This is a genomic window from Streptomyces sp. NBC_00536 (assembly GCF_036346295.1).
GTDB lineage: Bacteria > Actinomycetota > Actinomycetes > Streptomycetales > Streptomycetaceae > Streptomyces.
This window is the reverse complement of record NZ_CP107819.1, coordinates 5,357,775-5,379,139: the sequence shown is the minus strand read 5'-3', so window position 1 is coordinate 5,379,139 and position 21,365 is coordinate 5,357,775. Positions and strand designations below refer to the sequence as shown.

The 21,365-nt window shown below is 72.2% G+C and carries 21 protein-coding genes; 8 read left to right on the top strand and 13 right to left on the bottom strand.

Features of this window, described 5'->3' with window-relative positions:
• Nucleotides 1–9 precede the first annotated feature (9 nt).
• The 7 genes from OHS33_RS24055 to OHS33_RS24025 form a co-directional block, all read right to left on the bottom strand.
• Nucleotides 10–1,644 (bottom strand): ABC transporter ATP-binding protein, encoded by a 1,635-nt coding sequence (locus tag OHS33_RS24055; RefSeq protein ID WP_330332480.1) that lies wholly within the window; start codon nt 1,642–1,644, stop codon nt 10–12.
• A complete protein-coding gene (locus tag OHS33_RS24050; RefSeq protein WP_330332479.1) occupies nt 1,641–2,633 on the bottom strand; it encodes an ABC transporter permease in 993 nt (330 codons plus the stop codon). Before OHS33_RS24050 ends, OHS33_RS24055 begins: the two co-directional genes overlap by 4 nt.
• A complete protein-coding gene (locus OHS33_RS24045; protein ID WP_330332478.1) occupies nt 2,630–3,613 on the bottom strand; it encodes an ABC transporter permease in 984 nt (327 codons plus the stop codon). The genes OHS33_RS24050 and OHS33_RS24045 overlap by 4 nt, the downstream gene beginning before the upstream one ends.
• Nucleotides 3,610–5,343: an ABC transporter substrate-binding protein gene (locus OHS33_RS24040; RefSeq protein ID WP_330332477.1), complete on the bottom strand. Its 1,734-nt coding sequence runs from the start codon at nt 5,341–5,343 to the stop codon at nt 3,610–3,612. Before OHS33_RS24040 ends, OHS33_RS24045 begins: the two co-directional genes overlap by 4 nt.
• A 200-nt stretch (nt 5,344–5,543) precedes the next feature.
• Complete coding sequence (locus OHS33_RS24035) at nt 5,544–5,639, bottom strand: Ms4533A family Cys-rich leader peptide (protein ID WP_323185344.1); 96 nt, start codon at nt 5,637–5,639, stop codon at nt 5,544–5,546.
• Between the two features lie 93 nt (nt 5,640–5,732).
• Nucleotides 5,733–6,710 carry a DUF3152 domain-containing protein gene (locus OHS33_RS24030; protein WP_330332476.1) on the bottom strand — a complete coding sequence of 326 codons (978 nt, stop codon included), beginning with the start codon at nt 6,708–6,710 and terminating at the stop codon, nt 5,733–5,735.
• Nucleotides 6,711–7,241: 531 nt separating this feature from the next.
• A complete protein-coding gene (locus tag OHS33_RS24025) occupies nt 7,242–8,234 on the bottom strand; it encodes an alpha/beta fold hydrolase (protein ID WP_330332475.1) in 993 nt (330 codons plus the stop codon).
• Between the two features lie 140 nt (nt 8,235–8,374).
• On the opposite strand from OHS33_RS24025, the gene OHS33_RS24020 reads away from it, so the two are divergent.
• The 4 genes from OHS33_RS24020 (at nt 8,375) to OHS33_RS24005 (ending at nt 10,249) form a co-directional block, all read left to right on the top strand.
• Nucleotides 8,375–8,590 carry a hypothetical protein gene (locus OHS33_RS24020; RefSeq protein WP_330332474.1) on the top strand — a complete coding sequence of 72 codons (216 nt, stop codon included), beginning with the start codon at nt 8,375–8,377 and terminating at the stop codon, nt 8,588–8,590.
• Between the two features lie 203 nt (nt 8,591–8,793).
• A complete protein-coding gene (locus OHS33_RS24015; protein ID WP_330332473.1) occupies nt 8,794–9,435 on the top strand; it encodes a TetR/AcrR family transcriptional regulator in 642 nt (213 codons plus the stop codon).
• Between the two features lie 164 nt (nt 9,436–9,599).
• Nucleotides 9,600–9,830 carry a DUF3107 domain-containing protein gene (locus OHS33_RS24010; RefSeq protein WP_330332472.1) on the top strand — a complete coding sequence of 77 codons (231 nt, stop codon included), beginning with the start codon at nt 9,600–9,602 and terminating at the stop codon, nt 9,828–9,830.
• A 122-nt stretch (nt 9,831–9,952) separates the two neighbouring features.
• Nucleotides 9,953–10,249 (top strand): hypothetical protein, encoded by a 297-nt coding sequence (locus OHS33_RS24005; RefSeq protein WP_330332471.1) that lies wholly within the window; start codon nt 9,953–9,955, stop codon nt 10,247–10,249.
• A 96-nt stretch (nt 10,250–10,345) separates the two neighbouring features.
• Here OHS33_RS24005 and OHS33_RS24000 read toward each other — a convergent pair whose 3' ends face one another.
• Entirely contained in the window at nt 10,346–11,104 is a 759-nt protein-coding gene (locus tag OHS33_RS24000) for a ferritin-like fold-containing protein (RefSeq protein WP_330332470.1), read from the bottom strand.
• Nucleotides 11,105–11,598: 494 nt separating this feature from the next.
• Here OHS33_RS24000 and OHS33_RS23995 point away from each other — a divergent pair, with 494 nt between their 5' ends.
• The 3 genes from OHS33_RS23995 to OHS33_RS23985 all read left to right on the top strand — a co-directional run bounded on the left by OHS33_RS23995 (nt 11,599) and on the right by OHS33_RS23985 (nt 14,956).
• The gene (locus OHS33_RS23995) at nt 11,599–13,683 is read left to right on the top strand and encodes a DEAD/DEAH box helicase (protein ID WP_330332469.1); all 2,085 of its coding nucleotides are present in this window, start codon (nt 11,599–11,601) and stop codon (nt 13,681–13,683) included.
• Between the two features lie 159 nt (nt 13,684–13,842).
• Entirely contained in the window at nt 13,843–14,718 is an 876-nt protein-coding gene (locus OHS33_RS23990; RefSeq protein ID WP_330332468.1) for an alpha/beta fold hydrolase, read from the top strand.
• Nucleotides 14,719–14,803: 85 nt separating this feature from the next.
• Complete coding sequence (locus OHS33_RS23985) at nt 14,804–14,956, top strand: hypothetical protein (RefSeq protein ID WP_330332467.1); 153 nt, start codon at nt 14,804–14,806, stop codon at nt 14,954–14,956.
• A gap of 94 nt (nt 14,957–15,050) precedes the next feature.
• Here the strand turns inward: OHS33_RS23985 and OHS33_RS23980 are convergent, their stop codons facing one another.
• From OHS33_RS23980 to OHS33_RS23960, 5 genes are all read right to left on the bottom strand, one after another.
• On the bottom strand, nt 15,051–15,656 hold the full coding sequence (locus OHS33_RS23980) for a MarC family protein (RefSeq protein WP_330332466.1): 606 nt from the start codon (nt 15,654–15,656) through the stop codon (nt 15,051–15,053).
• A 141-nt stretch (nt 15,657–15,797) separates the two neighbouring features.
• Complete coding sequence (locus tag OHS33_RS23975) at nt 15,798–16,670, bottom strand: PHP domain-containing protein (protein ID WP_330332465.1); 873 nt, start codon at nt 16,668–16,670, stop codon at nt 15,798–15,800.
• A 97-nt stretch (nt 16,671–16,767) separates the two neighbouring features.
• Nucleotides 16,768–17,415: a DUF6758 family protein gene (locus OHS33_RS23970; protein ID WP_330332464.1), complete on the bottom strand. Its 648-nt coding sequence runs from the start codon at nt 17,413–17,415 to the stop codon at nt 16,768–16,770.
• Between the two features lie 75 nt (nt 17,416–17,490).
• Nucleotides 17,491–19,131, bottom strand: a complete 1,641-nt coding sequence (locus OHS33_RS23965) for a transposase (RefSeq protein WP_330332463.1) — start codon at nt 19,129–19,131, stop codon at nt 17,491–17,493.
• A gap of 166 nt (nt 19,132–19,297) precedes the next feature.
• The gene (locus OHS33_RS23960; protein ID WP_330332462.1) at nt 19,298–19,882 is read right to left on the bottom strand and encodes a suppressor of fused domain protein; all 585 of its coding nucleotides are present in this window, start codon (nt 19,880–19,882) and stop codon (nt 19,298–19,300) included.
• Nucleotides 19,883–20,219: 337 nt separating this feature from the next.
• Here OHS33_RS23960 and OHS33_RS23955 point away from each other — a divergent pair, with 337 nt between their 5' ends.
• Entirely contained in the window at nt 20,220–21,335 is a 1,116-nt protein-coding gene (locus OHS33_RS23955) for a magnesium and cobalt transport protein CorA (protein WP_330332461.1), read from the top strand.
• Nucleotides 21,336–21,365 lie beyond the last annotated feature (30 nt).

The window sequence follows — 21,365 nt, the reverse complement described above, 5'->3', positions numbered from 1 at the left end:
TCGACCGCGCTAAGACTGGGGAGAGCCTGCTTTCTGCTGTGCTCTGACGGAGCGGCGCTCGGCGGCCAGGGCCGGGTCCAGGGAGGGCACGGCCTCCAGCAGTTGCCGCGTGTAGGCGTGCCGCGGGCGGTCGTACACCTCGTCCACCGGTCCCTCCTCGACGACCGCTCCGCCGCGCATCACCAGGACCCGGTCGCTGACCTGGCGGACCACCGCGAGGTCGTGCGCGATGAAGACCAGCGCGATGCCGGTCTCCCGCTGGATCTCCGCGAGCAGGGCGGTGACCTGGGCCTGTGTGGTGACGTCGAGGGCGGAGACCGGTTCGTCGCAGACGATCAGCCGGGGCCGGGGGGCGAGCGCGCGGGCGATCCCGACGCGCTGGCGCTGGCCGCCGCTGAACTCGTGCGGGTAGCGGTCGTGGTGCGCCGCCTCCAGCCCGACCCGGACCAGCAGTTCGCCGACCCGGGCCCGGATGACCTGCTCGTCCCGCTCGCCCGCCGCGCGCAGCGGATCGGCGATGGATTCACCGATGCTGCGGCGCGGGTTGAGGGAGGACCCCGGGTCCTGGAAGACCATCTGGACGCCGGGGGCGACCCCGGAGGTCTCGCGGCCCGCGCGGCGGACGGTGCCGGAGGTGGGGTCCAGGAGTCCGACGAGCATCCGCCCGAGGGTGGACTTGCCGCTGCCGGACTCGCCGACGATGCCGAGGGTCTCACCCTCGGCGACGGTGAGCGAGACACCGTCCACGGCGGTGACCCGCTGGCCCCGGCGCCCGAACTCCCTGCGCAGGCCGACCGCTTCGACCACGGGCGTACGTTCCCCCGCGGGCGTGGCGCTCGTGCGCGGGGCGTCCAGCCGGGGCACGGCCGCGAGCAGCTCCTTGGTGTACGGGTTCGCGGGCGCGGCCAGCACCCGGGCCACCGGGCCGTGCTCCACGGCCCGCCCGTGGCGCATCACGAGCAGTTCGTCGACGCTCCCGGCGGCCACCCCCACGTCGTGGGTGACGAGCAGCAGGCCGAGACCGCGTTCGGCGCGCAGCCCGTGCAGCAGGTCGAGGATCTGGGCCTGCACGGTGACGTCGAGCGCGGTGGTCGGCTCGTCGGCGACGAGCAGCCGGGGTTCGCAGGCCAGGGCCATGGCGATGAGGGCGCGCTGGCGCATGCCGCCGCTGAACTCGTGCGGCCGGGCCCGGGAGCGGCGTACCGCGTCCGGGATGCCCACCCGGTCCAGCACCTCGACCGCGCGGGCGCGGGCGGCGCGCCGGGAGACGTCCGCGTGCACCCGGTACACCTCGGCGATCTGGTCGCCGATGGCGTAGTACGGGTCGAGGGAGGTGAGCGGGTCCTGGAAGACCATCGCGGCGACGCCCCCGCGCAGCGCGCGCAGCGCGGCGGGCGGGGCGGCGCCCACATCGGTGCCGCCCACCCGGACCGTGCCGGAGATCCGGGCGCCGGTCCCGTGGTGCAGCCCGAGCAGCGCGGCGGCCACGGTGGACTTGCCGCTGCCGGACTCGCCCACGATGCCCAGCGCGCGGCCGGGTTCCAGGGTGAAGGAGATCCCGTCCACGGCCCGGACGTGCCCGCCCGGTCCGCCGACCGGGAAGTCGATCACGAGGTCGGTGACGTCCACCAGAGGTCCGGTCATGACAGCACCACCCTTCGGTCCGCGACGGCGTACAGCAGGTCGGCGACGGCGCCCGCGATGACGACGGCGGTGCCGATGGCGAGGACGACGCCGACGACGACGGGCAGGTCGACCACCCGGACCCCGTCGATGAACGTCTTGCCGAGTCCGGGGATCCCGAACAGCGACTCGGTGAGCACGGCGCCGCCGATCATCGTGCCGAAGTCCACGGCGCTGAGCGCGATCACCGGGGCGACCGCGCCGCGCACGGCGTGCCGGACCACGATCTTCCGCTCCCCCACGCCGTAGGCGCGGAAGGTGCGGATGTGGTCCTCCGCCAGCGTCTCCAGCGTGGCGCTGCGCGTGACGCGGGCGTATTTGGCGCTCTCGAAGAAGCCGAGCGTGACCCAGGGGAGCAGCAAGTTCCAGGCCCACTGCTCCGGGTCGTCGCCGAAGGGCACGTACGTCGGGAAGGGCAGCCACTGGAGGTAGGCGCAGACGGCCATGAGCAGCAGCAGCCCGAGGATGAACACGGGGGTGCCGGTGGCGGCGAGGGTGATCACCGTCAGCACCCGCTCCAGCGGGCCGCCCCGGCGGACCGCGGACAGCAGTCCGGTGCCCACGCCGATCACGAGCCAGATCACCATGGCGCCCAGCGCCAGCGACAGGGTGGCGGGCAGCCGCTGCAGGATCAGTCCGGTGACGTCCTGATCGCTGTGGTACGAGAAGCCGAGGCAGGGCGCGTCGCAGTGCACGACCAGTCCGGCGCCGCCGGAGTAGTCCCGGCCGGCCAGCAGTCCCTGGAGGAAGTGCAGGTACTGGACGACCACGGAGTCGTTCAGTCCGAGCTGTTCGCGGACCTGGGCGATCTGCGCCGGATTGCAGCGCTCCCCGCACGCGAGGCGGGCGGGGTCGCCGGGGGCGAGGTAGAAGAGGGCGTAGACGGTGACGGACAGGGCGAGCAGGACCAGCAGCGCCCCGCCGATCCGGTTGAGGACGAAGCGAATCACGCCTTGCGCTCCTTTCTGGTGCCGACCCGCAGGCGCGCACCCTCGCGCGGGTCGAGGGCCGTGCGGACGGCGTCGCCGAGGACGGTGAAGGCGAGCACGGTGACGAACAGCAGCCCGGCGGGGAGCAGGACGTAGGTGGGGTCGGCGCGGAACCAGGTCTGCGCGTTGGAGAGCATCTGCCCCCAGGACGGGGTGGGCGGCTTCACGCCGACCCCGAGGAAGGACATCGAGGCTTCGATGACCATGTTGGTGGGCACCTTGAGCGCGGCGAGGGTGATGACGGGGGCGGCCAGCGAGGGCAGCAGCTCGCGGCGGGCGATGCGCACGGTGCTGTTGCCGGAGAGCCGGGCCGCCTCGACGAAGTCCAGTCCGCGCAGGGCGAGGGTCTGGGCCCGCACCATGCGGGCGGTGCCGCCCCAGTCGAGCAGCCCGATGACCACGATCAGCAGCAGCGGCCGGGGGAAATCGGGCGGTACGACGGCGGTCAGCCCGATGGCGAGCACCAGCATGGGCAGGGCGATCATCACATCGGTGACCCGGCCGACGAGCTGTCCGGCGAACCGGCCGCCGAGCGCGGCGAGCAGTCCGGCGCTCACCCCGAGGAAGACCTGTACGACGGTCGCGCCGAGCGCGACGAGCAGCGAGATCCGCGCGCCGTGGAGCAGCCGGGTGAACAGGTCCCGGCCGGTGCCCGGTTCGACGCCGAGCCAGTGGTCGCCGGAGATCCCGCCGAAGGAGCCGAGGGGGACGCCGCCGCGCGCCGAGTCCACGAGGTCGTCGTGGTAGGCGTTGGGGTCCTGCCCGGCGAGGTGGGCGAGCAGGGGCGCGGCGAGCGCGACGAGGACGAGCAGCACGAGGACGGCGGTGGCCGCGACGGCCGAGGGCCGTCCGCGCAGCCGCCGCCAGACCTGGCGCGCGGCGCCCGCGGCCGGGGTGGTGACCCCGGCCGCGGCCGCCGACCGTTCGGATACGAGCGTCACTTGACCGAGACCTGCGAGATGTCGAGGACGCCGGTCCAGTCGCTGATGACGACGCCCTTGACGTCCTTGCCGACGAGCCGCTTGTAGACCGGGTGGAACAGCGGCACGTCCAGGGCCTGCTCACCGATCTTCCGGTCGAGCGCGCCCCACCGCTTGCCCGCCGCGCCGAGGTCGGTCAGCTTCGCGATCTCGTCGATCTCGGCGTTGACGGCCGGGTCGTTGAGCTGGGCGTGGTTGTAGTTGGAGCCGTTCGTGACGATCTGCCGGCCGTCGAAGATCGGCGCGAGGAAGGGGGCGCCGGACGGCCAGTCGGCGCCCCAGCGGGAGAGGAAGAAGCCGGGGGTGTTCTTGACGTCCCAGCGCTTCTCGTTGAAGGCGTTGTTCTCCAGGCCTTCCAGCTTGACCGTGATCCCGGCGGCGGCCAGGGCCTGCTGCACGGCGGTGGCGACCTCGGGGCTGGTCTGCCGGTTCTGGGCGGTGGAGTGGGTCAGCGTGATGGTGAGCCCGTCCTTGAAGCCGGCTTCGGCCAGCAGCTGCTTCGCCTTGGCCGGGTCACCCGTCTTGCCCGCCGGGAAGTGGTCGTAGGCGGCGTACCCGAAGGCCTCCCGCTCGGGCAGGAAGGTGGTGGCGGGCTCGGCGAGCGCGGAGCCGCCCGCCGCGTTGATCACGCTGGTGCGGTTGACCGCGTACGAGATCGCCTGGCGCACCTTCGGGTTGTCGAAGGGGGCCACCTTCGGGTTGAAGGCGAGGTAGTTGATGTAGCCGAAGTGGCCGGTGCCGACCCGGGCGGCGAGGTTCTTGTCGGCGCCGATCTGGGCGAGTTCGGCCGGTCCGAGGTTGGTGTCGGTGGTGATGGCGGCCGCGTCGGCGCCGGAGCTGGTGGAGAGCCGCTGGTTGATGACCGCGGCGTCCAGACCGGAGCGGACGTCGATCCGGTCCGGGTGGGCCTTGCGCTCCTCGTCGGTCTTCGGGTCCCAGTTCTGGTTGCGCTCCAGGGTGAGGTGTTCGCCGTCGTTCTCGTTCTTGACCACCTTGTACGGGCCCGAGGAGACGGGGTGCTCCTCGTACTTGACCCCGGTGTCCTTGGCCTTGGGGACCGGCGCGAACTGGGTCTGGGTGGCGACGAAGGGGAACTCGCCCTCGGGCTTGCGGAGTTTGAAGGTGATCGTCTTCGCGTCGGGGACGACGATCGAGTCGAGCCCCTTGCCGCCGTCCTTGTACGGGCCCTGGTAGGTGTCCCCGCCGACCAGCCAGTCGCGCAAGTAGGGCGCTCCGCCGGAGAGTTCGGCGGCGAAGGAGCGCTCGATGCCGTACTTGATGTCGGCCGTGGTGATCGGGGCGCCGTCCTCGTACTTCAGCCCGTCCTTGAGCGTGTACGTCCACTCGGTGGCGTCGGCATTGGGCTTGCCGGTGTCGGTGGCCAGGTCGGGCACCACCTTGGCGCCGGCCGCGCCGTCCTCCCGGTTGCGGGTGGTGAGCGTGCGGAAGACCAGCGAGGGGATGTTCCCGCCGCCCGAGGTGTACAGGCGGGCCGGGTCGAAGTCGTTCTGCGGCTCGTTGTTGAGGACGGTCAGCGTGCCGCCGTCGCGCGGCTGCCCGGAGGCGCCGGACGCGGCACCGGAGGCTTCCCCGTCGCTGCCCTTGGGGCCGCAGGCCGCGGCGCCCCCGGCCAGTACGAGGCTGACGGTGACCGCGGCCAGGCGGCGCGATATGTGGGAGTGACGGAACATCGGAAAGGGACCTCTCGGCGTGATGAGCATGACGGTTCGGACGGGAAAGGCCGCGCGGGGGCAGCGTCCGGCCGCCTCGAAGAGGTCGGTGGCACATCGGGGGCATGTCGGGGACATGCGAAGCCGCGCCCGCGGGCAGGGAGGGCCCGGGCGCGGCGGAATGACACGTGGAAAAGGGTCGTCGCGCGCTCAGGCGGGCGTCAGCGACAGAGGATGTCGGCCACGCTGTGCGCGGTCACACCAAGCAGCGCCAGCTCAATGGCGGCGCTCGCGGTCATGGTGTGGTGGTGCGACATGCGGAGAACCATTGCCGACCATCGAACACCTTGTCAATCCGGCCTCCGGCACCCCGTCACCGCCCCGCCATCACCCCGTCACCACTCAACCGGTCAACTGTCGGGGAACACCCAGGGGTTGGGCTTGCAGGAGATTCCGTCGATGTCGAGCGACTTCGTCTGCTGCTGCATGATCGGCGCGAGCGCGCCCGGGATCTTGCAGCTCACGTGGTCGTGCCCGAGCCGGTGCCCGACCTCGTGGTTGATGAGCATCTGGCGGTAGGCGAACATCTGGTCCTGGCCGTAGGTCGGCGAGCCCTGCGCCCAGCGGAACGCGTTGATCATCACGCGTTCGGTGGAAGCGGAATCACAGGACACGTTGTCGACGGTCGTGTCGAGCCCGGACTTCTTGCACCAGGTGCCGGTGGTCCCCGGGCTGGCGAGCGTGATGACGAAGGTGGCCTCCTCGCCCGGAGCGACCCGCTGGAAGGTCATGTCACCGTCGTGCGCCCAGCTGCGCCGGTCGTTGAGGGTGCGGTGGACGGCCTCGGCGAAGACGTCCGCGTCCAGGCCCAGACCCTGTTCCACATCGACCCGGTAGCGCACGAGACGCCCCTTGCCGGGGGCCGGAGCGCCGGTCTTGACCGAGTCGAAGGTGCCCGGCCCGGTGAGGGTCGCGGCGATCGGATAGGTCTCGGCCATCTTCTGCTCGTAGGTCTTGACCACGCTGGGCGTGGCGCGGCCGTCGGAGCGGGAGGCCGCGGACTGGCCGGGGGCGGCGCGGTCGGTTCCGGGGTCCCCGGCGCTCTGTACGCCGACCCGGCCGGAGCCGTCGTCGCTCACGACCTGGCCCGCCACGACGACGGCGAGCACGGTGGTGACGGCGGCGGCGGCGATGCCCGTGTACGCACGGACCTTCCGCCCCCGCTCCGCCCCTGGCCGCGCCCCCGCCCCCCGCCGCGGCGGCGGCACCCGCCGGTGCGACCCCGTCGAGACCCGCGCGGTGTCCTCGGCGGACGGCGCGACCGGAGGAAACACGTCGTCCACGACGGGCGGCGCGGCCGCGGGGAACACGGCCTCGGCGGTGGCCACGGCGGCCCGCTGAGCAGCAGACCCGGGCGCCGGGTCGTCCGCGACAAGCGACGTAAACCCAGCCCCGCCGGCGTTTGAGGCGCCGCCGGAGGCACCACCGACCCCGGGGGCAAATCCAGCCTCGCCGCCCCCGGGGGCAAATCCAGCCCCGCCGACCCCGGGCGCCATTTCAGCCCCGCCGGCGTTTGAGGCGCCGCCGGAGGCACCACCGGCCTCAGCGCCGGAAACCTGCCCGGGCCAGGATCCCGGCATGGGCCCCGCCGCCGCGGAACGGCCACGCGGAACGGCCCGCCAGTCCCCGTACGCCCCACCGGCCTCGTGGATCTCGGGGTGCCCCGCACGAACCCCGGGCGCGCCCTGGTTCACGTACCCCTGATGCGTCGCGGTCGGCTCGGACCGCCGCCGCCGACCGGCCGCGGCCACGGCTTCCGGGTGCCCGGAGGCCGCCCCCGGCGACCCCGCCCCGCCCGGATCCCCGTGAACCGGGCGCGCAGGAGCGGAGTCCTTGCGACTATGTCGTCCCACCGGTGCTCAGCCTCTGCCGTCTTCGTCTCGATCTTCACTGGGCCCGGCGGCGCCCCGGAGCAGCTCCCGGAAGGCCGATGCCACGACCTCGGGGTGCTCCATCATCGCCACGTGCCCGGCCTCGGGCAGGCACAGCAGCCGCGACCCCCGGAAGGAGGCCGCCGCCTTGTGCGCCATGCGGTACGAGACCAGTTGGTCCCTGCCACCGTAGACCAGCAGGGTCGGCGCGAGGACCCGCTCGGCCTGGCGCCACAGCCCGTGCTGTCCGCCGAGCGTGTAGGCGTCGACGATTCCGCGCGAGGAGCGGGCCAGCGCCTCCCAGAAATAGGGGAGCCGCATCCGCCGTTCCGTCTCCTCGACGGCGTGCCGGAAGCCCTCGGAGGTCACCCGTGAGGGGTCTCCGTAGCAAAGCCCCATCACCCCGCGGGTGCGCTGTTCGGCCGTCAGGTCCTTGGTGAGGCGGGCGAAGAGGGCCGCCGCTCCCGGGACCGCGAGGAGCGCGGTGGGCACGGCGGAGCGCTGCACCCGCAGCTCGGGCAGGGCGGGCGAGATCAGGGTCAGCGTGCGCACCAGGTCGGGCCGCACCGCGGCGACCCGGGTGCTGACGGCCCCGCCGAGCGAGTTCCCGACGAGGTGTACGGGCCCCCGCGCCGCGGCGTCGAGGTGCCGGATGACCGCGCGCGCCAGGGCGGTGACCGAGTAGTCCCGGTCGGCGGGCGGCGGGGAGGTGCCGAAGCCCGGCAGGTCGATGGCCTCGCCGTCGACGGTGTCCTCCAGCAGGGCCATCAGGTCCGACCAGTTCTGCGAGGAGCCGCCCAGCCCGTGCACGAAGAGGGCGGGCGCGAGTCCTTCGCGCGCCGGTGGCCGGGAACGGACCGTCAGGGTCAGGCCCGGCAGCGCGGCGGTGCGCAGCTGCTCCCCCTCGGCCACGCGGACGGCCCCCACCAGGGGCGACGGCTCGGCGGTGGACCGTACACCTGGCAGCTCGGTCGAAGACATGGGCGCAATGTTACGAGACGATCACGTCCGGAATCGTGTGTTCGCCATCACAGACCCGTATAGCGCCGGGCCCGGGACGCTCCTACGCTCGAAGGAGAAGGGCACGGCAGAGGGACGGCAGAGGGAATGAGGGGAACCACATGACGGTCGACCCTGCGGAACCGGACACCTTCCAGGACCAGCTGGGCGAGACACCCGGGCCCGAGGCCCCGGAGGCGGACGCCGCGGAGCAGCGCGCCGAGCTGAACCCCCTCGACGACGATCCGGTCATCGCGGCGGATCCCGGTGAGGCCTCCGACGGGGACGCCGCCGAGCAGGCGCGCGTGGTCGCCCTGGACGAGGACGACTACCGCTGAGCGGGCCGACAGCGAGCCGACGGCGGCCGGGCCGCGGCCGGACCACGGCCGGAGCGCGGCCGACCCGGGCTGACCAGCGGCGCTCCCGGTCGTCCGTACCGCGAGAAAACTCGGTCGGGACCCCCCGGATTCGGTTACCGAAAAGTACGATGGCGGGCGCGGCGCATAGCGCCACAGTGTTCTGAGAGAAAGTGGGAGGCGGCGTGACAGCCATCGAGCAGACCGAGGCGGCGCGCCCGCGGGGCACCCGACTGCCGCGCCGAGCCCGACGCAACCAGCTCCTGGGCGCGGCCCAGGAAGTATTCGTCGCCCAGGGCTACCACGCCGCGGCGATGGACGACATCGCCGAGCGCGCGGGCGTCAGCAAGCCGGTGCTCTACCAGCACTTCCCGGGAAAGCTGGACCTGTACCTGGCCCTCCTGGACCAGCACTGCGAATCGCTGCTCCTGGCGGTGCGCACCGCGCTCGCGTCGACGACCGACAACAAGCTGCGCGTGGCCGCGACGATGGACGCGTACTTCGCGTACGTCGAGGACGAGGGCGGCGCCTTCCGGCTGGTCTTCGAGTCCGACCTGACCAACGAGCCGTCCGTGCGCGAGCGGGTCGACCGGGTCTCCCTCCAGTGCGCCGAGGCGATCTCCGAGGTCATCGCCGAGGACACCGGCCTGTCGAAGGACGAGTCGATGCTGCTGGCGGTGGGCCTGGGCGGGGTCTCTCAGGTCGTGGCCCGGTACTGGCTGTCCAGTTCCAGCCCGGTCGAGCGGGACACCGCGGTGGGCCTGCTGACCTCGCTGGCCTGGCGCGGCATCGCGGGCTTCCCGCTGCACGGCACCGACGGCCACTGACGGCCACTGAGCGCGCAGGGGCGCGTAGGGGCCCCGCGGGCGGCGCGGCGCGCTGTTCGCTGCCAGCGTGTCCGCTGTACGCCATTCGCGTCGCGTCCGCGGGCTAGGGTGGGGGCGAGTACGGCGCGTGATCGCGCGAACCGGATCGTCGGAGGGACATAGCCGTGGAGGTCAAGATCGGCGTGCAGCACGCACCCCGGGAGATCGTGCTGGAGAGCGGCCTGAGCGCCGAGGAGCTCGAGAGCATCGTCGCCGACGCACTGTCCGGCAAGACGCAGCTGCTCAGCCTCACCGACGTCAAGGGCCGCAAGGTCCTGGTGCCGGCCGACCGCCTGTCGTACGTCGACCTGGGCGAGCCCAGCATCCGCAAGGTGGGCTTCGGCGCGACGCTCTGAGGAGCGAAGAGAACCGAACGCAGCGGCCCGGTGGTTGACCCCACCGGGCCGTTTCTCTTTCTTCCGCTTCGGGTAGGACGCCAGTGATCCGTTTTGCCCTGACCTGTGGGAGGGACCTCATCATGCTGCTGGAAGCGCTCGGCTCCGCTCTGCTCGGTCTCGCCTTGGCCGCGGCGGCTCTCAGAATGCTCCCGACGCGCTTGCCCTCACCCCGGTCCGTGCTGGTCAGCGGGGTTTTGGGGGCGCTGTTCGGGTCCTACCTCACGCACTACGCACTGGGCCCGGGCCACACCACGCCGACCGCCACTTTCCTCGGTGGCGTCCTGGTGGCGGCCGTGGTCCTGTCGCTCCTGCTGCGGCCCGCGGGCCGGGCCGGGAGGCCGTCCCGCCGGACTCCGTTTTCGGTCCCGACGGGCTGACGAATAGCTGACGAATCCCCGGTGTACGACGGTGGCCCGGGCGTGGAACTCTCCGCCCGGGCCACCGTGTCGTCTGTCCGGATGTCCGTGTGTCCGTCAGGCCGCGAGGCCGAGGGCCGCCATCCGCTTGGTGTGCGCCTTGGTGATGCGGGTGAACATCTCGCCGACGGCCGCGAGGTCGAAGCCCGCCGCCATCCCGTCCACGCCGCCGACCAGCATGGTGGAGAGCGCGTCGCGCTCGGCGACCACGCGCTGCGCCTGCGAGAGCGCCTCGCCCATCAGGCGGCGGGCCCACAGCGCGAGGCGGCCGCCGCAGCGCGGGTCGGCCTCGATGGCGGCGCGCACCTTCTCGACGGCGAAGCCGCCGTGGCCGGTGTCGTCGAGCACCGCGAGCACCAGGGCGCGGGTGTCGTTGTCCAGGTGGGTGGCGACCTCGCGGTAGAAGTCGCTGGCGATCGAGTCGCCGACGTAGGCCTTGACCAGGCCCTCCAGCCAGTCCGAGGGCGCGGTCTGGCGGTGGAAGTCGTCGACGCCCTTCGCGAAGGGCTCCATGGCGCCGGTCGGCTCGGCGTCGATCGCGGCGAGCCGGTCCCGCAGCCGCTCGAAGTGGTGGAACTCGGCGGACGCCATCTTCGCCAGCTCGGCCTTGTCATCGAGGGTGGGCGCGAGCTTCGCGTCCTCCGCGAGTCGCTCGAAGGCGGCGAGTTCTCCGTACGCGAGGGCGCCGAGCAGGTCCACGACGGCGGCCCGGTACTGCGGCGAGGCGGAGGCCTCGGACCAGTTCTGGGCGGCGATTCCGGCGTTCGCGCCGGGTTCGCCGGCTTCGGCGGGCGATGCGTTTTCTACGGTCGACATGCACCGCACAATAGCCCGCTCGGACCCCCCGGGAACCACGTGGCCACCACACGGGAACCCCCCGCGAAAGCGGTGCTCCGCGCCCCGCGCCGGTGTCGACCTGGTGAATTCACCCGACACAGCTGCGCGATTCCGGGGTACAGTGGTAATGCGCCTGCCGAATACTCGGCGGGCCGTCCCAATGAGGATGCCCGGTCGGTGGCCCGATCGGCTCCAACCCGACCGCCCTCGGCGTGGTGTGTGCGTTCATGCGCACTCTCCCGCGAGGGGCCCCCTCAGCGGCATGAGCGCTTGAGCGAAGGCCCGTGGTCCCGCGCAGCTTCCGTACGCAGCAGTACTGCAAGCCAGGCACGGTACGACCCCCTTCGCCGCCTCGGGCCGCGTCTCACAGAAGAGGCAGCACCCTGACTACGTTCCGAGACCTCGGGATCTTTCCCGAGACGGCCGAAGCCCTTGAGGCCGTCGGCATTGTGTCCCCCTTTCCGATCCAGGAGATGACCCTGCCCGTCGCCCTCACGGGCACGGACATCATCGGCCAGGCCAAGACCGGTACCGGCAAGACGCTCGGTTTCGGCCTTCCCCTGCTGGAGCGCGTCGTCGTCCCCGCGGACATCGAGGCCGGCCGGGCCAAGCCCGAGCAGCTCACCGACGCCCCGCAGGCCCTCGTGGTGGTTCCGACCCGCGAGCTGTGCACCCAGGTGACCAACGACCTGCTGACCGCGGGCAAGGTCCGCAACGTCCGCGTCCTCGCCATATACGGCGGCCGCGCGTACGAGCCGCAGGTCGAGGCGCTCAAGAAGGGCGTCGACATCATCGTCGGCACCCCGGGCCGCCTGCTGGACCTGGCCGGGCAGAAGAAGCTCGACCTGTCGCACGTCAAGGCGCTCGTCCTGGACGAGGCCGACGAGATGCTCGACCTGGGCTTCCTGCCCGACGTCGAGAAGATCATCAACTACCTGCCGCCGAAGCGTCAGACCATGCTGTTCTCGGCGACCATGCCGGGCGCGGTCATCGGCCTGGCCCGCCGGTACATGACGCAGCCGACGCACATCCGCGCCACCTCGCCGGAGGGCGAGGGCGTGACGGTGGCGAACATCGCGCAGCACGTCTTCCGCGCGCACAACATGGACAAGCCGGAGCTGGTCTCCCGCATCCTGCAGGCCGAGGGCCGCGGGCTCGCGATGATCTTCTGCCGCACCAAGCGCACCGCCGCCGACATCGCGGAGCAGCTGGAGAAGCGCGGTTTCGCCTCCGGCGCGGTCCACGGTGACCTCGGCCAGGGTGCCCGCGAGCAGGCGCTGCGCGCCTTCCGCAACGGCAAGGTCGACGTGCTGGTGTGCACCGACGTCGCCGCGCGCGGCATCGACGTCGAGGGCGTCACGCACGTCATCAACTACCAGGCGCCGGAGGACGAGAAGACCTTCCTGCACCGTGTGGGCCGTACCGGCCGCGCGGGCAACAAGGGCATCGCCGTCACCCTGGTCGACTGGGACGACATCCCGCGCTGGCAGCTGATCAACAAGGCGCTGGAGCTGGACTTCCACGACCCGGTCGAGACGTACTCCACGTCTCCGCACCTGTTCGAGGAGATGAACATCCCCGCCGGCACCACGGGCGTCCTGCCGCGCGCCGAGCGCGTGCGGGCCGGTCTGAAGGCCGAGAACCTCGAAGACCTGGGCGAGACCGGCGGCCGCGGTGGCCGTGGCGGCCGCGGTCCGGCCGTGGCCGCCGCTCCGGTGGCCGAGGAGCGCCCCGAGCGCACCCGTACGCCGCGTCAGCGCCGTCGCACCCGTGGCGGTTCCGAGCTGGCCGAGGGCGCCGTGGCCGCGGAGACCGTGAACGGTGCGGCCGTGGCGGCCGTCGCCGCTCCGGTCAGCCCGGTCGCCGAGGCCCCCGAGGCCCCGGCCGCCGACGAGCCGCGCAGGCCGCGCCGCCGCCGCACCCGTGGCACGGCGCCCTCCGTCGCCACCGAGGCGGCCCCGGTCACCGAGTCCGCCCGGGTCACCGAGTCCGCTCCGTTCACGCGCACCCCCGTCACCCGTGCCCCGGCCATCCGCAGCACGGGCACCCGGAGCGCGGCCACCCGTGGCACGGTCAAGCTCGAACCGCTCGCGCCGTTCGTCCGCAACGCGCCGGAGCCGGACTTCCAGATGGCCCCGCTCGTCGAGCCGGCCCCGGTCCGCCAGACCCGCGCCCCCCGCCAGGCGTCGGCGCCGGTGGCCCGCAAGGCCGCCAAGACGGTGGCCAAGGCCGCCGTGGTCGAGGCGCCCGTCGCCGAGGCCCCTGCGGCCCCGGTCGCGGTCGCGGTCAACGTCCCCGTCGCCGAGGCGGTCCCGGTCAAGCCGAAGCGCACCCGGACCCGCAAGGTCGCGGAAGCCGCTCCGGTCGCCGAGGCCCCCGTGGCCGTCGCGGCCGACGCGGTCGCCGAGGAGGCTCCCGTGAAGCCGAAGCGCACCCGGACCCGCAAGGTCGCCGAGGCCGCTCCGGTCGCCGAAGCCGCCGCGGCCGTCGCCGAGGACGCTCCGGTCAAGCCGAAGCGGACCCGGACCCGCAAGGCCGCCGCCGCCCCCGAGGCGTAAGGCACCCGCTCCACCGGACGGCCCCGGTCCCCCTTCCGAGGGGGACCGGGGCCGTCCGCATGTCCCCGCGGAGCGGGACCACAGGCGCGCCGCGGAGCGGGACCCCGAGCGCATAGGGCGCGCCGGGCGCCGACGCCTACGGGCCGGTAACCTCTGGCCATGAGCAAGCCGCCGCGCCTCACCCTGCCGCCCCACGCCCGCGCCCGGTCCCTGAGCACCGGCCGCGGCGAGTTCGCCGTACACGAGGCCGGTGAGCCGCTGCGCGGCACGGCCTTGCTGGTCCCCGGGTTCACCGGGAGCAAGGAGGACTTCGTCGGCTTGCTGGAGCCGCTCGCGGAGGCCGGGTACCGGGTGGTCGCGGTGGACGGGCGCGGGCAGTACGAGAGCGCCGGGCCGCGCGACGAGGCCGCCTACACCCTGGCCGAGCTGGGGCGGGACCTGCTGGCGCAGGCGGCCGCCCTGGGCGCCGCCGACCGTCCGGTGCACCTGGTGGGCCACTCGCTGGGCGGGCTGGTCGCGCGCGCCGCCGTCCTGCGCGACGCGTCCCCCTTCGCCTCGCTCACGCTGATGAGCAGCGGGCCCGCCGCCATCGACCAGGCCCAGCAGGACCGTACGAAGCTGCTCGTGGCGGCGCTGGAGATGATGCGGGACGACATGCCCGCCGTGTGGGCGGCCATGCGCGCCCAGGATCCCGAGGACGCCGTGCCGGACCCCGCCGAGCTGGCGGAGTTCCTGCGCGCGCGCTGGCTGGCGACCGTACCGGAGCAGTTGATCGCGACCGGGCGGATCCTGATCTCCGAGCCGGACCGGGTGGCGGAGCTGGCCGCGGTGGAGCTGCCGAAGCTGGTGCTGTCGGGGGCCGTGGACTCGGCCTGGCCGGTGCCGTGGCTGGACGGGATGGCCGGCCGGCTGGGGGCCCGGCGGGCGGTCATCGCGGGGACGGAACACTCCCCCAACGCGGAGGATCCGGCGGCCACGGCCCGGGCCCTGGCGGCCTTCTGGGCAGACTTCGACGGGTCAATCCTTAGCGAGTGAAAAAATTTCCTTAGCGTAGGGAATGTTTGCCTCCTACACTTCGTTGGAACGTATGCAAGGAGAACACCGACGAAGGGAGAAGCCGATGCGCTTCGAGATTCTGCGCCTGGACGATGTCGACGGAACCGCCGTGGACAGCACCGTCGTGGACGCGGCCTCCGTCAACCGGATCGTGCAGCAGGCCGCATCCATAGGCCAGCGCATCCTCATCCGACCGTTCGAGTCCGCGTCCTCCTGACGGCGAACCCACCGCCGTACCACTGCACAACGCCCCCGCACCGGACCCGGTGCGGGGGCGTTCGCATGAGCGGCGACGGGCGCCACGGACCTGCTCAGGCGTTGTGGACGACCTGGAGCACGCCGTTGATGATCTGCTGGACCGCGATCGCGGAGAGCATCATGCCCGCCAGCCGGGTCACCAGCACCACACCACCGTCCTTGATCACCCGGATGATCACCAGCGAATAGCGCATGGTGATCCACAGCACCACGTGCATCGCGATGATCGCGGACCAGACGGAGAGCTGCCCGCTGAACCCGTCGGCCTTCTGCACCGCGAGGATCACCGACACGATCGCACCGGGACCGGCCAGCAGTGGCATGCCCAGCGGCACCAGGGCGACGTTCACGTCCTTGGTCTGCTTCGGCTCGTCCGTCTTGCCGGTCAGCAGGTCGAGGGCGATCAGCAGGAGCAGCAGACCACCCGCGATCATCAGCGCGGGCACCGAGACGTGCAGGTAGTCGAGGATCTGCTGGCCGCAGATGCCGAAGACGGCGATCACGCCGAAGGCGACGCACACCGCCTGCCAGGCCATCCGGCGCTGCACCTTGGCCGGGCGGCCGGAGGTCAGCGCGAGGAAGATCGGCGTGATCCCGGGGGGATCCATGATGACAAAAAGGGTGAGGAAGAGAGAGCCGAAGACGGCGAGATCGAACACAGAGATGCCTTGCGCCTTGCAGGAGAAGAGGGGTGTGAGGGGTGTGGGGACGTACGCGAGCGCGCGCGGAGGCGGTCCCGGAAGGGGCCCGGGGAGGCCCCTGGAGGAGATGTGCGCGCGGGCGGGCGTACGACGGGGCGCTTACGCGCCGGTGCGGCCTTGTCCGCCCGCGCCGGGCACCGGGAAGGCCCCGGTCGCGCGGCGCGTGATCTCGCCGTAGATCTCGGGGTCGGTCGTGCACTCCCCGAGGCCGCAGGTCTTGCGGCTGCCGTGGTAGTCGCTGGAACCCGTCGTCAGCAGGCCCAGCTCGCCCGCGAGGCCGCGCAGCCGCGCACGCGTGGCGGGATCGTGGTCCATGTGGTCGACCTCGATGCCGTCCAGACCGGCGGCCGCCAGTTCGGCTATCGCGCTCTCCGGCACGCACCGGCCCCGCTTGAGGGCGAGCGGGTGCGCGAAGACGGTGACCCCGCCGGCCGCCTTGACCAGCCGGATCGCCTCGAAGGGGTCCAGCTCGTGCTTCTCGGCGTAGGCGCGGCCGCCGTCGGCCAGCCACTGCGGGGTGAAGGCGTCCGAGACGGAGGCCACGACGCCCGCCTCCACCATCGCCGCGGCGATGTGCGGGCGGCCGACCGAGCCGTCGCCCGCGATCGCGGCGACCCGGTCCCAGGTGACGGGCACGCCGAGGTCCTGGAGCTTGCCGACCATCGTCCGCGCGCGCGGCACCCGGTCGTCCCGGACGAGCTCGCGCTCGCGGGACAGCTCGGACTCGGCCGGGTCGAAGAGGTACGCCAGCATGTGCAGCCCGATGCCGTCGAGACGGCAGGACAGCTCGGCTCCGGTGACCAGGGTGAGGCCGTCGGGCACCGCCGCGATCGCCTCGGCGTAGCCGCCGACGGTGTCGTGGTCGGTCAGGGCGACGACGTCCAGCCCGGCGGCGGCCGCGTTGCGGACCAGCTCGGCGGGGGTGTCCGTACCGTCGGAGGCCGTGGAGTGGGCGTGCAGGTCGATGCGCACGGCACGGCTCCAGGGGTCGGACGGACGGGGGGACACCCCAGGATAACCGGGCAGAAGGTCCTGCTCTGGCCAGGGCTTGACAGACGTACGCGTGTCCTCAGGTGGCTCCGCCCAGGATCCGCGGGCTCAGCGCCCCGCAGGGCAGGAGTTCCACCTCGGCGCCCGCGTCGCGCAGGTCGGTCAGCACCAGCTCGTCGTACATCAGCAGCCCGGACTGCTCGGGCCACACGATGGCCCACAGCCACAGCCCGCGCGCCTCGCCCGCGAAGACCGCGCGGTCCTCCGGCACCCCGGTGACGTGCCACATCGGGGTCGGCCGCCCGGCCGCCACCACCTTGGCGTGCGGCGGGGCCGATACGTTCATGAAGGGGCCCGGGTCGGGGCCGTCGATGCCCGCGTACCGCGCGCCCAGGCCCACGCCCAGCTCCTCGGCGACCAGCAGCAGCTCACCGATGCCGCCCAGCGGTCCCGGTCCGGAGCAGGCCACCGCGGTGGCGCGCCCTCCGCTGCGGTCGTCCCCCGCGGCCGCGATCCCGGTGAACAGCCAGCCGACCGGCAGCGGCCACGGCATCCACACCGGCACCTGGGCACGGTTGACCACGACGCCGAGGCCCTCGACGCTGGGCGGAATGACGGGCTGCAGGGGGTGGACGGTGCCGTGCACCGAGCACTGCCAGGAGTCAGCGAAAAGACCGGGCGCCCTGACCCGGCCACCACACTTCGGGCAACTCGGTTCGCCCCTCATACAAAGCCACGCTCCTCCCCGTCCGCCGCCGCGTCAAGGGACGATCACCCGTCCGGAGTCCGATCCTTACCGTTCCTAGCCAGTGTGCACCAGTGGGTCTTGGACCCACTGGTGCGTGCTGGGCGCGTCCCGAACGGTTTTGGATGCGCTGGGTCTCCGCTTTCTCTTCCCGCTCGGCGGCACGTCTCTGGGAACGTGGTCCGTTGCGGGTGGGCGGTTTCCGTCACGCCTGCGGGTGCCTGGTCCGGCCTGGGCGGTCCGATGCCCGACACGATCGCTCTGGTCGTGTGGGGGCGGTGCCGCCCGTCGCCGGATCGGGTGTCCGAGGGCGCGTCGTCCGATCGCGATACCGGCGGCATCGTGACGGGACATCTTCCGGCGTGGGGTGGCCAGTGGTTTCCGCCAGTGCCGGCCTCCCCACTGGGAGGTGTAGGCCGGGTCGACCGCGACGACGGCGAGGCCGTGTTCGGCGGCCATCGATACGAGTCGCGCTTTCAGCTTGCCGGTCGGGATCCCGGTGATCAGTTGCCGGAACCGTTTCCTGCTCCCGTGCTTCTCCCGGGTCTTCTCGGCGGTGAAGTCGAGGTCTTCGATCGCGATGGCCTTGACCCCGACGCTTTTCACCCAGTGCAGCAGCCGGGTGAGGGCGTGCCGGATCTGGGCGTCACGGCGGTCAGCCGATCCGGACAGGTCGTAGGGGAAGCGCTGCGGATCACCGATCGGGTTGCCGTGCGGGTCGAGCCGGTAGGCGGCGAAGTGGTCGGCGTTGGTGTCGACACCGGCCATCCCGTTCGCGCGGGCCGTGGCGAGCGGGATCGTCTGCACGAGGGAGCGTTGCCAGGAGGCGGTCAGGTACCAGCGGCCGCGTGTGACGTCCAGGTGGATGCGGTAGGCCACGGCCCGGTTCGCTCTGATGCGCTCAGCCCATTCCACGCCCCGATGCGCGAATGCGATCCGGCAGGCGAGGACGTAGCGGCCGTGGTTGCTGTTGGCGAGGTGTGCGAGCGGGGCGGGCAGTTTGAGCGACACTTCGCCGTCGGGGGTGACGCGGATCGTCTCGTTCCCGAACCGTTTCCCGGACTCGCCATCGGCGGCCAGGAACCAGCGTTCGGCTTCCCAGCGGGCACGCCACTGCTCCTCGGTGAGCTGGGCTTCGGGCAGGTGGTGGCGGGTGTTCGCCAGCCGCTTCCCGCCCCGCACCACCCGGACCCGGCCCGCCCGCCAGTCGGCGAGAGCGGCTTCATGGCGGGCCTCCAGGGCGGTCAGACGCCGTGACTTGTTGAACCACTCGCTCTTGGACCGGTATCCGCCCGCAGCCCGCTTGTTGCCTTTCGCCCCGATCGGGAGGGCGAGACGGTGGCGCAGCGTCTTGATGCCGGCAGCCAGGTTCTGTATGTGTGCGGCCTGGCAGCGGCGGGCGAGCGCCCACTGATCGTGGCTGGCCCTGGTGATCGCCCCGGCGATCCGCGACGACGACTCTGCGGTCAGCCCCCGCTTACGGACCGCCCACGTATCAGCGGAATGATCAGGACCGTCCCCACAACGCTGCTTGAGGTCACGGGAAGCCAGAGCCCCCTGATGTGCGCCGACCAGCCGCAGAACCCTCTCGTCCTCCACACTCAGACCCTTGAGACGGCCGCGTATCGCCACACCGGACGGACCGAGCGCCACGAACGACGGAGCGATGGCACGCAATTGCCTGGTCGGCTCAGCCATCGCTGGCCACCACTCCCAGAGCCCTGCCCGCCCGCGCCTTCGCCGACGCCTTGAGATTCATAACACCCGACCGTAACGACACCCACCCAAATGAACCATCACTCACAAGAGTGGACGAAAGAATCAGCAGCTCTCCGCCCCGGTGGCCGCTCTCAGTCCACTGCGGTCAGTCGAGCGCCACGGAGGTACGCCGAGGATCCCGCAGATCCGTGCCGCGCGCGAGCCAGCGCTCCTGGAGGGCGGCCGCGCCGTGCACCCGCTTCCAGGCGGCCTCGTTCGAGGTCATCGGCAGCAGCGGCAGGAACCGCACCGGGTCCATCGGGTCGGCCAGCTCCAGGTCCTCCACCAGCCCGCCGGGCTCGGCGACCAGTACGGAACTGAACGGCGCGCCCGGCCACAGCGGTTCGCCCAGGTCCAGCGAGGCCCCCGGCGACACCACGAGCCCCTCGACCTGCGGGGAGGCCCCGAGCACCGCGAGCGGCCGGAGCACCTGGTCGGTCGGGACGACGCCCGCCCGTACCGTCAGCACCAGCTCGGCGCGCGGTCCGCGGACCGGATCGGCGACCACCACGGTCGGGTCGCCCATGGGCTGGGCCGACATCCCGAGGGTCGCGTAGCGCACCAGGTCGCCGTCGCCGAAGCGGAGCACCTCGATGCGGTCGGTGCCGAGGAAGGTGACGGCGGCGCGGGCGTCGGGCTCACCCAGCGCGGTGCGCAGCCGGGCTTCGACAAGTGCCAGAAGTTCTGCCATGGACCGAGCATAGAACTCCTATCGCGCGGGTAAAGGCAGGCTCTTGACCATCCGTCGGCTGTTACTGTGGACCGCTGGCCGGGGCCACACGCAGAAGCGTGGATGCACGCCCCGGCGACAGGACTTCCCCCACGGGGGACCGGCCGGAGGAGGTGGGGCTGCAATGGATCGAAGTCGATCGTGCAGTACCAACCGCTCTTCCACGGGCGCCTCCCGCTCCCTTTGAGCTGAAGAGCGACGGCAGAAACTTTTCCTCCCGTCCTGCTTCCTTCCGCCTGCCCGCAGCGGCGGAGGGTCTCCCACCCGCGTGGCCCGCAGCCGTGCGAAGGAGCCTGCCATGTCGATGCTGCCCTACCTCCGCGCGGCCGTACGTCCCGCGCTGCGCAGGTCCACCCCGGCCCAGTCCGGCTACGACACCACCCGCGACCACTCCGCGAGCAGCGCGGTCGTCGACTGCGCCGTCTACCGCGGGGGCCTGCGGGACCGGGGTCCCGCCTGTCTCACCCCGCGCGAGGCGATGCGCCGGGTCCGCGAGGACGGCGGTTTCGCCTGGATCGGCCTGCACGAGCCGACCGAGGCCGAGTTCGCGGGCATCGCGGCCGCGTTCGGGCTGCACCCGCTGGCCGTGGAGGACGCGGTGCACGCGCACCAGCGGCCGAAGCTGGAGCGCTACGACGACACCCTGTTCACCGTCTTCAAGACCATCCACTACGTGGAGCACGCCCAACTCACCGCCACCAGCGAGGTCGTGGAGACCGGCGAGGTGATGTGCTTCACCGGCCCGGACTTCGTCATCACCGTCCGGCACGGCGGCCAGGGCTCCCTCAAGGGCCTGCGCCACCGGCTCCAGGACGACCCCGAGCTGCTGGCCAAGGGGCCCTCAGCGGTGCTGCACTCGATCGCGGACCACGTGGTGGACGGGTACATCGCGGTGGCCTCGGCGGTGCAGGACGACATCGACGAGGTGGAGAGCGAGGTGTTCGCGGCCCCCGCGAAGGGCAGTCCGCGCGGGGCGGACGCGGGCCGGATCTACCAGCTCAAGCGCGAGGTGCTGGAGTTCAAGCGGGCGGTGTCCCCGCTGCTGCGGCCGATGGAGCTGCTCAGCGAGCGGCCGATGCGGCTGGTGGACCCGGACATCCAGAAGTACTTCCGTGACGTCGCCGACCACCTGGCCCGGGTGCACGAGCAGGTCATCGGCTTCGACGAACTGCTGAACTCGATCCTGCAGGCCAATCTGGCGCAGGCGACGGTCGCGCAGAACGAGGACATGCGCAAGATCACCTCATGGGCGGCGATCATCGCGGTGCCGACGATGATCTGCGGGGTCTACGGCATGAACTTCGAGAACATGCCGGAACTGCACTGGCGCTACGGCTATCCGATGGTGATGGCCGCCATCGCCGCCAGCTGTTTCGCCATCCACCGCTCCCTGCGCCGCCACGGCTGGTTGTAGGCCCCCGCGGCCCGCTGGCTACGCACCCCG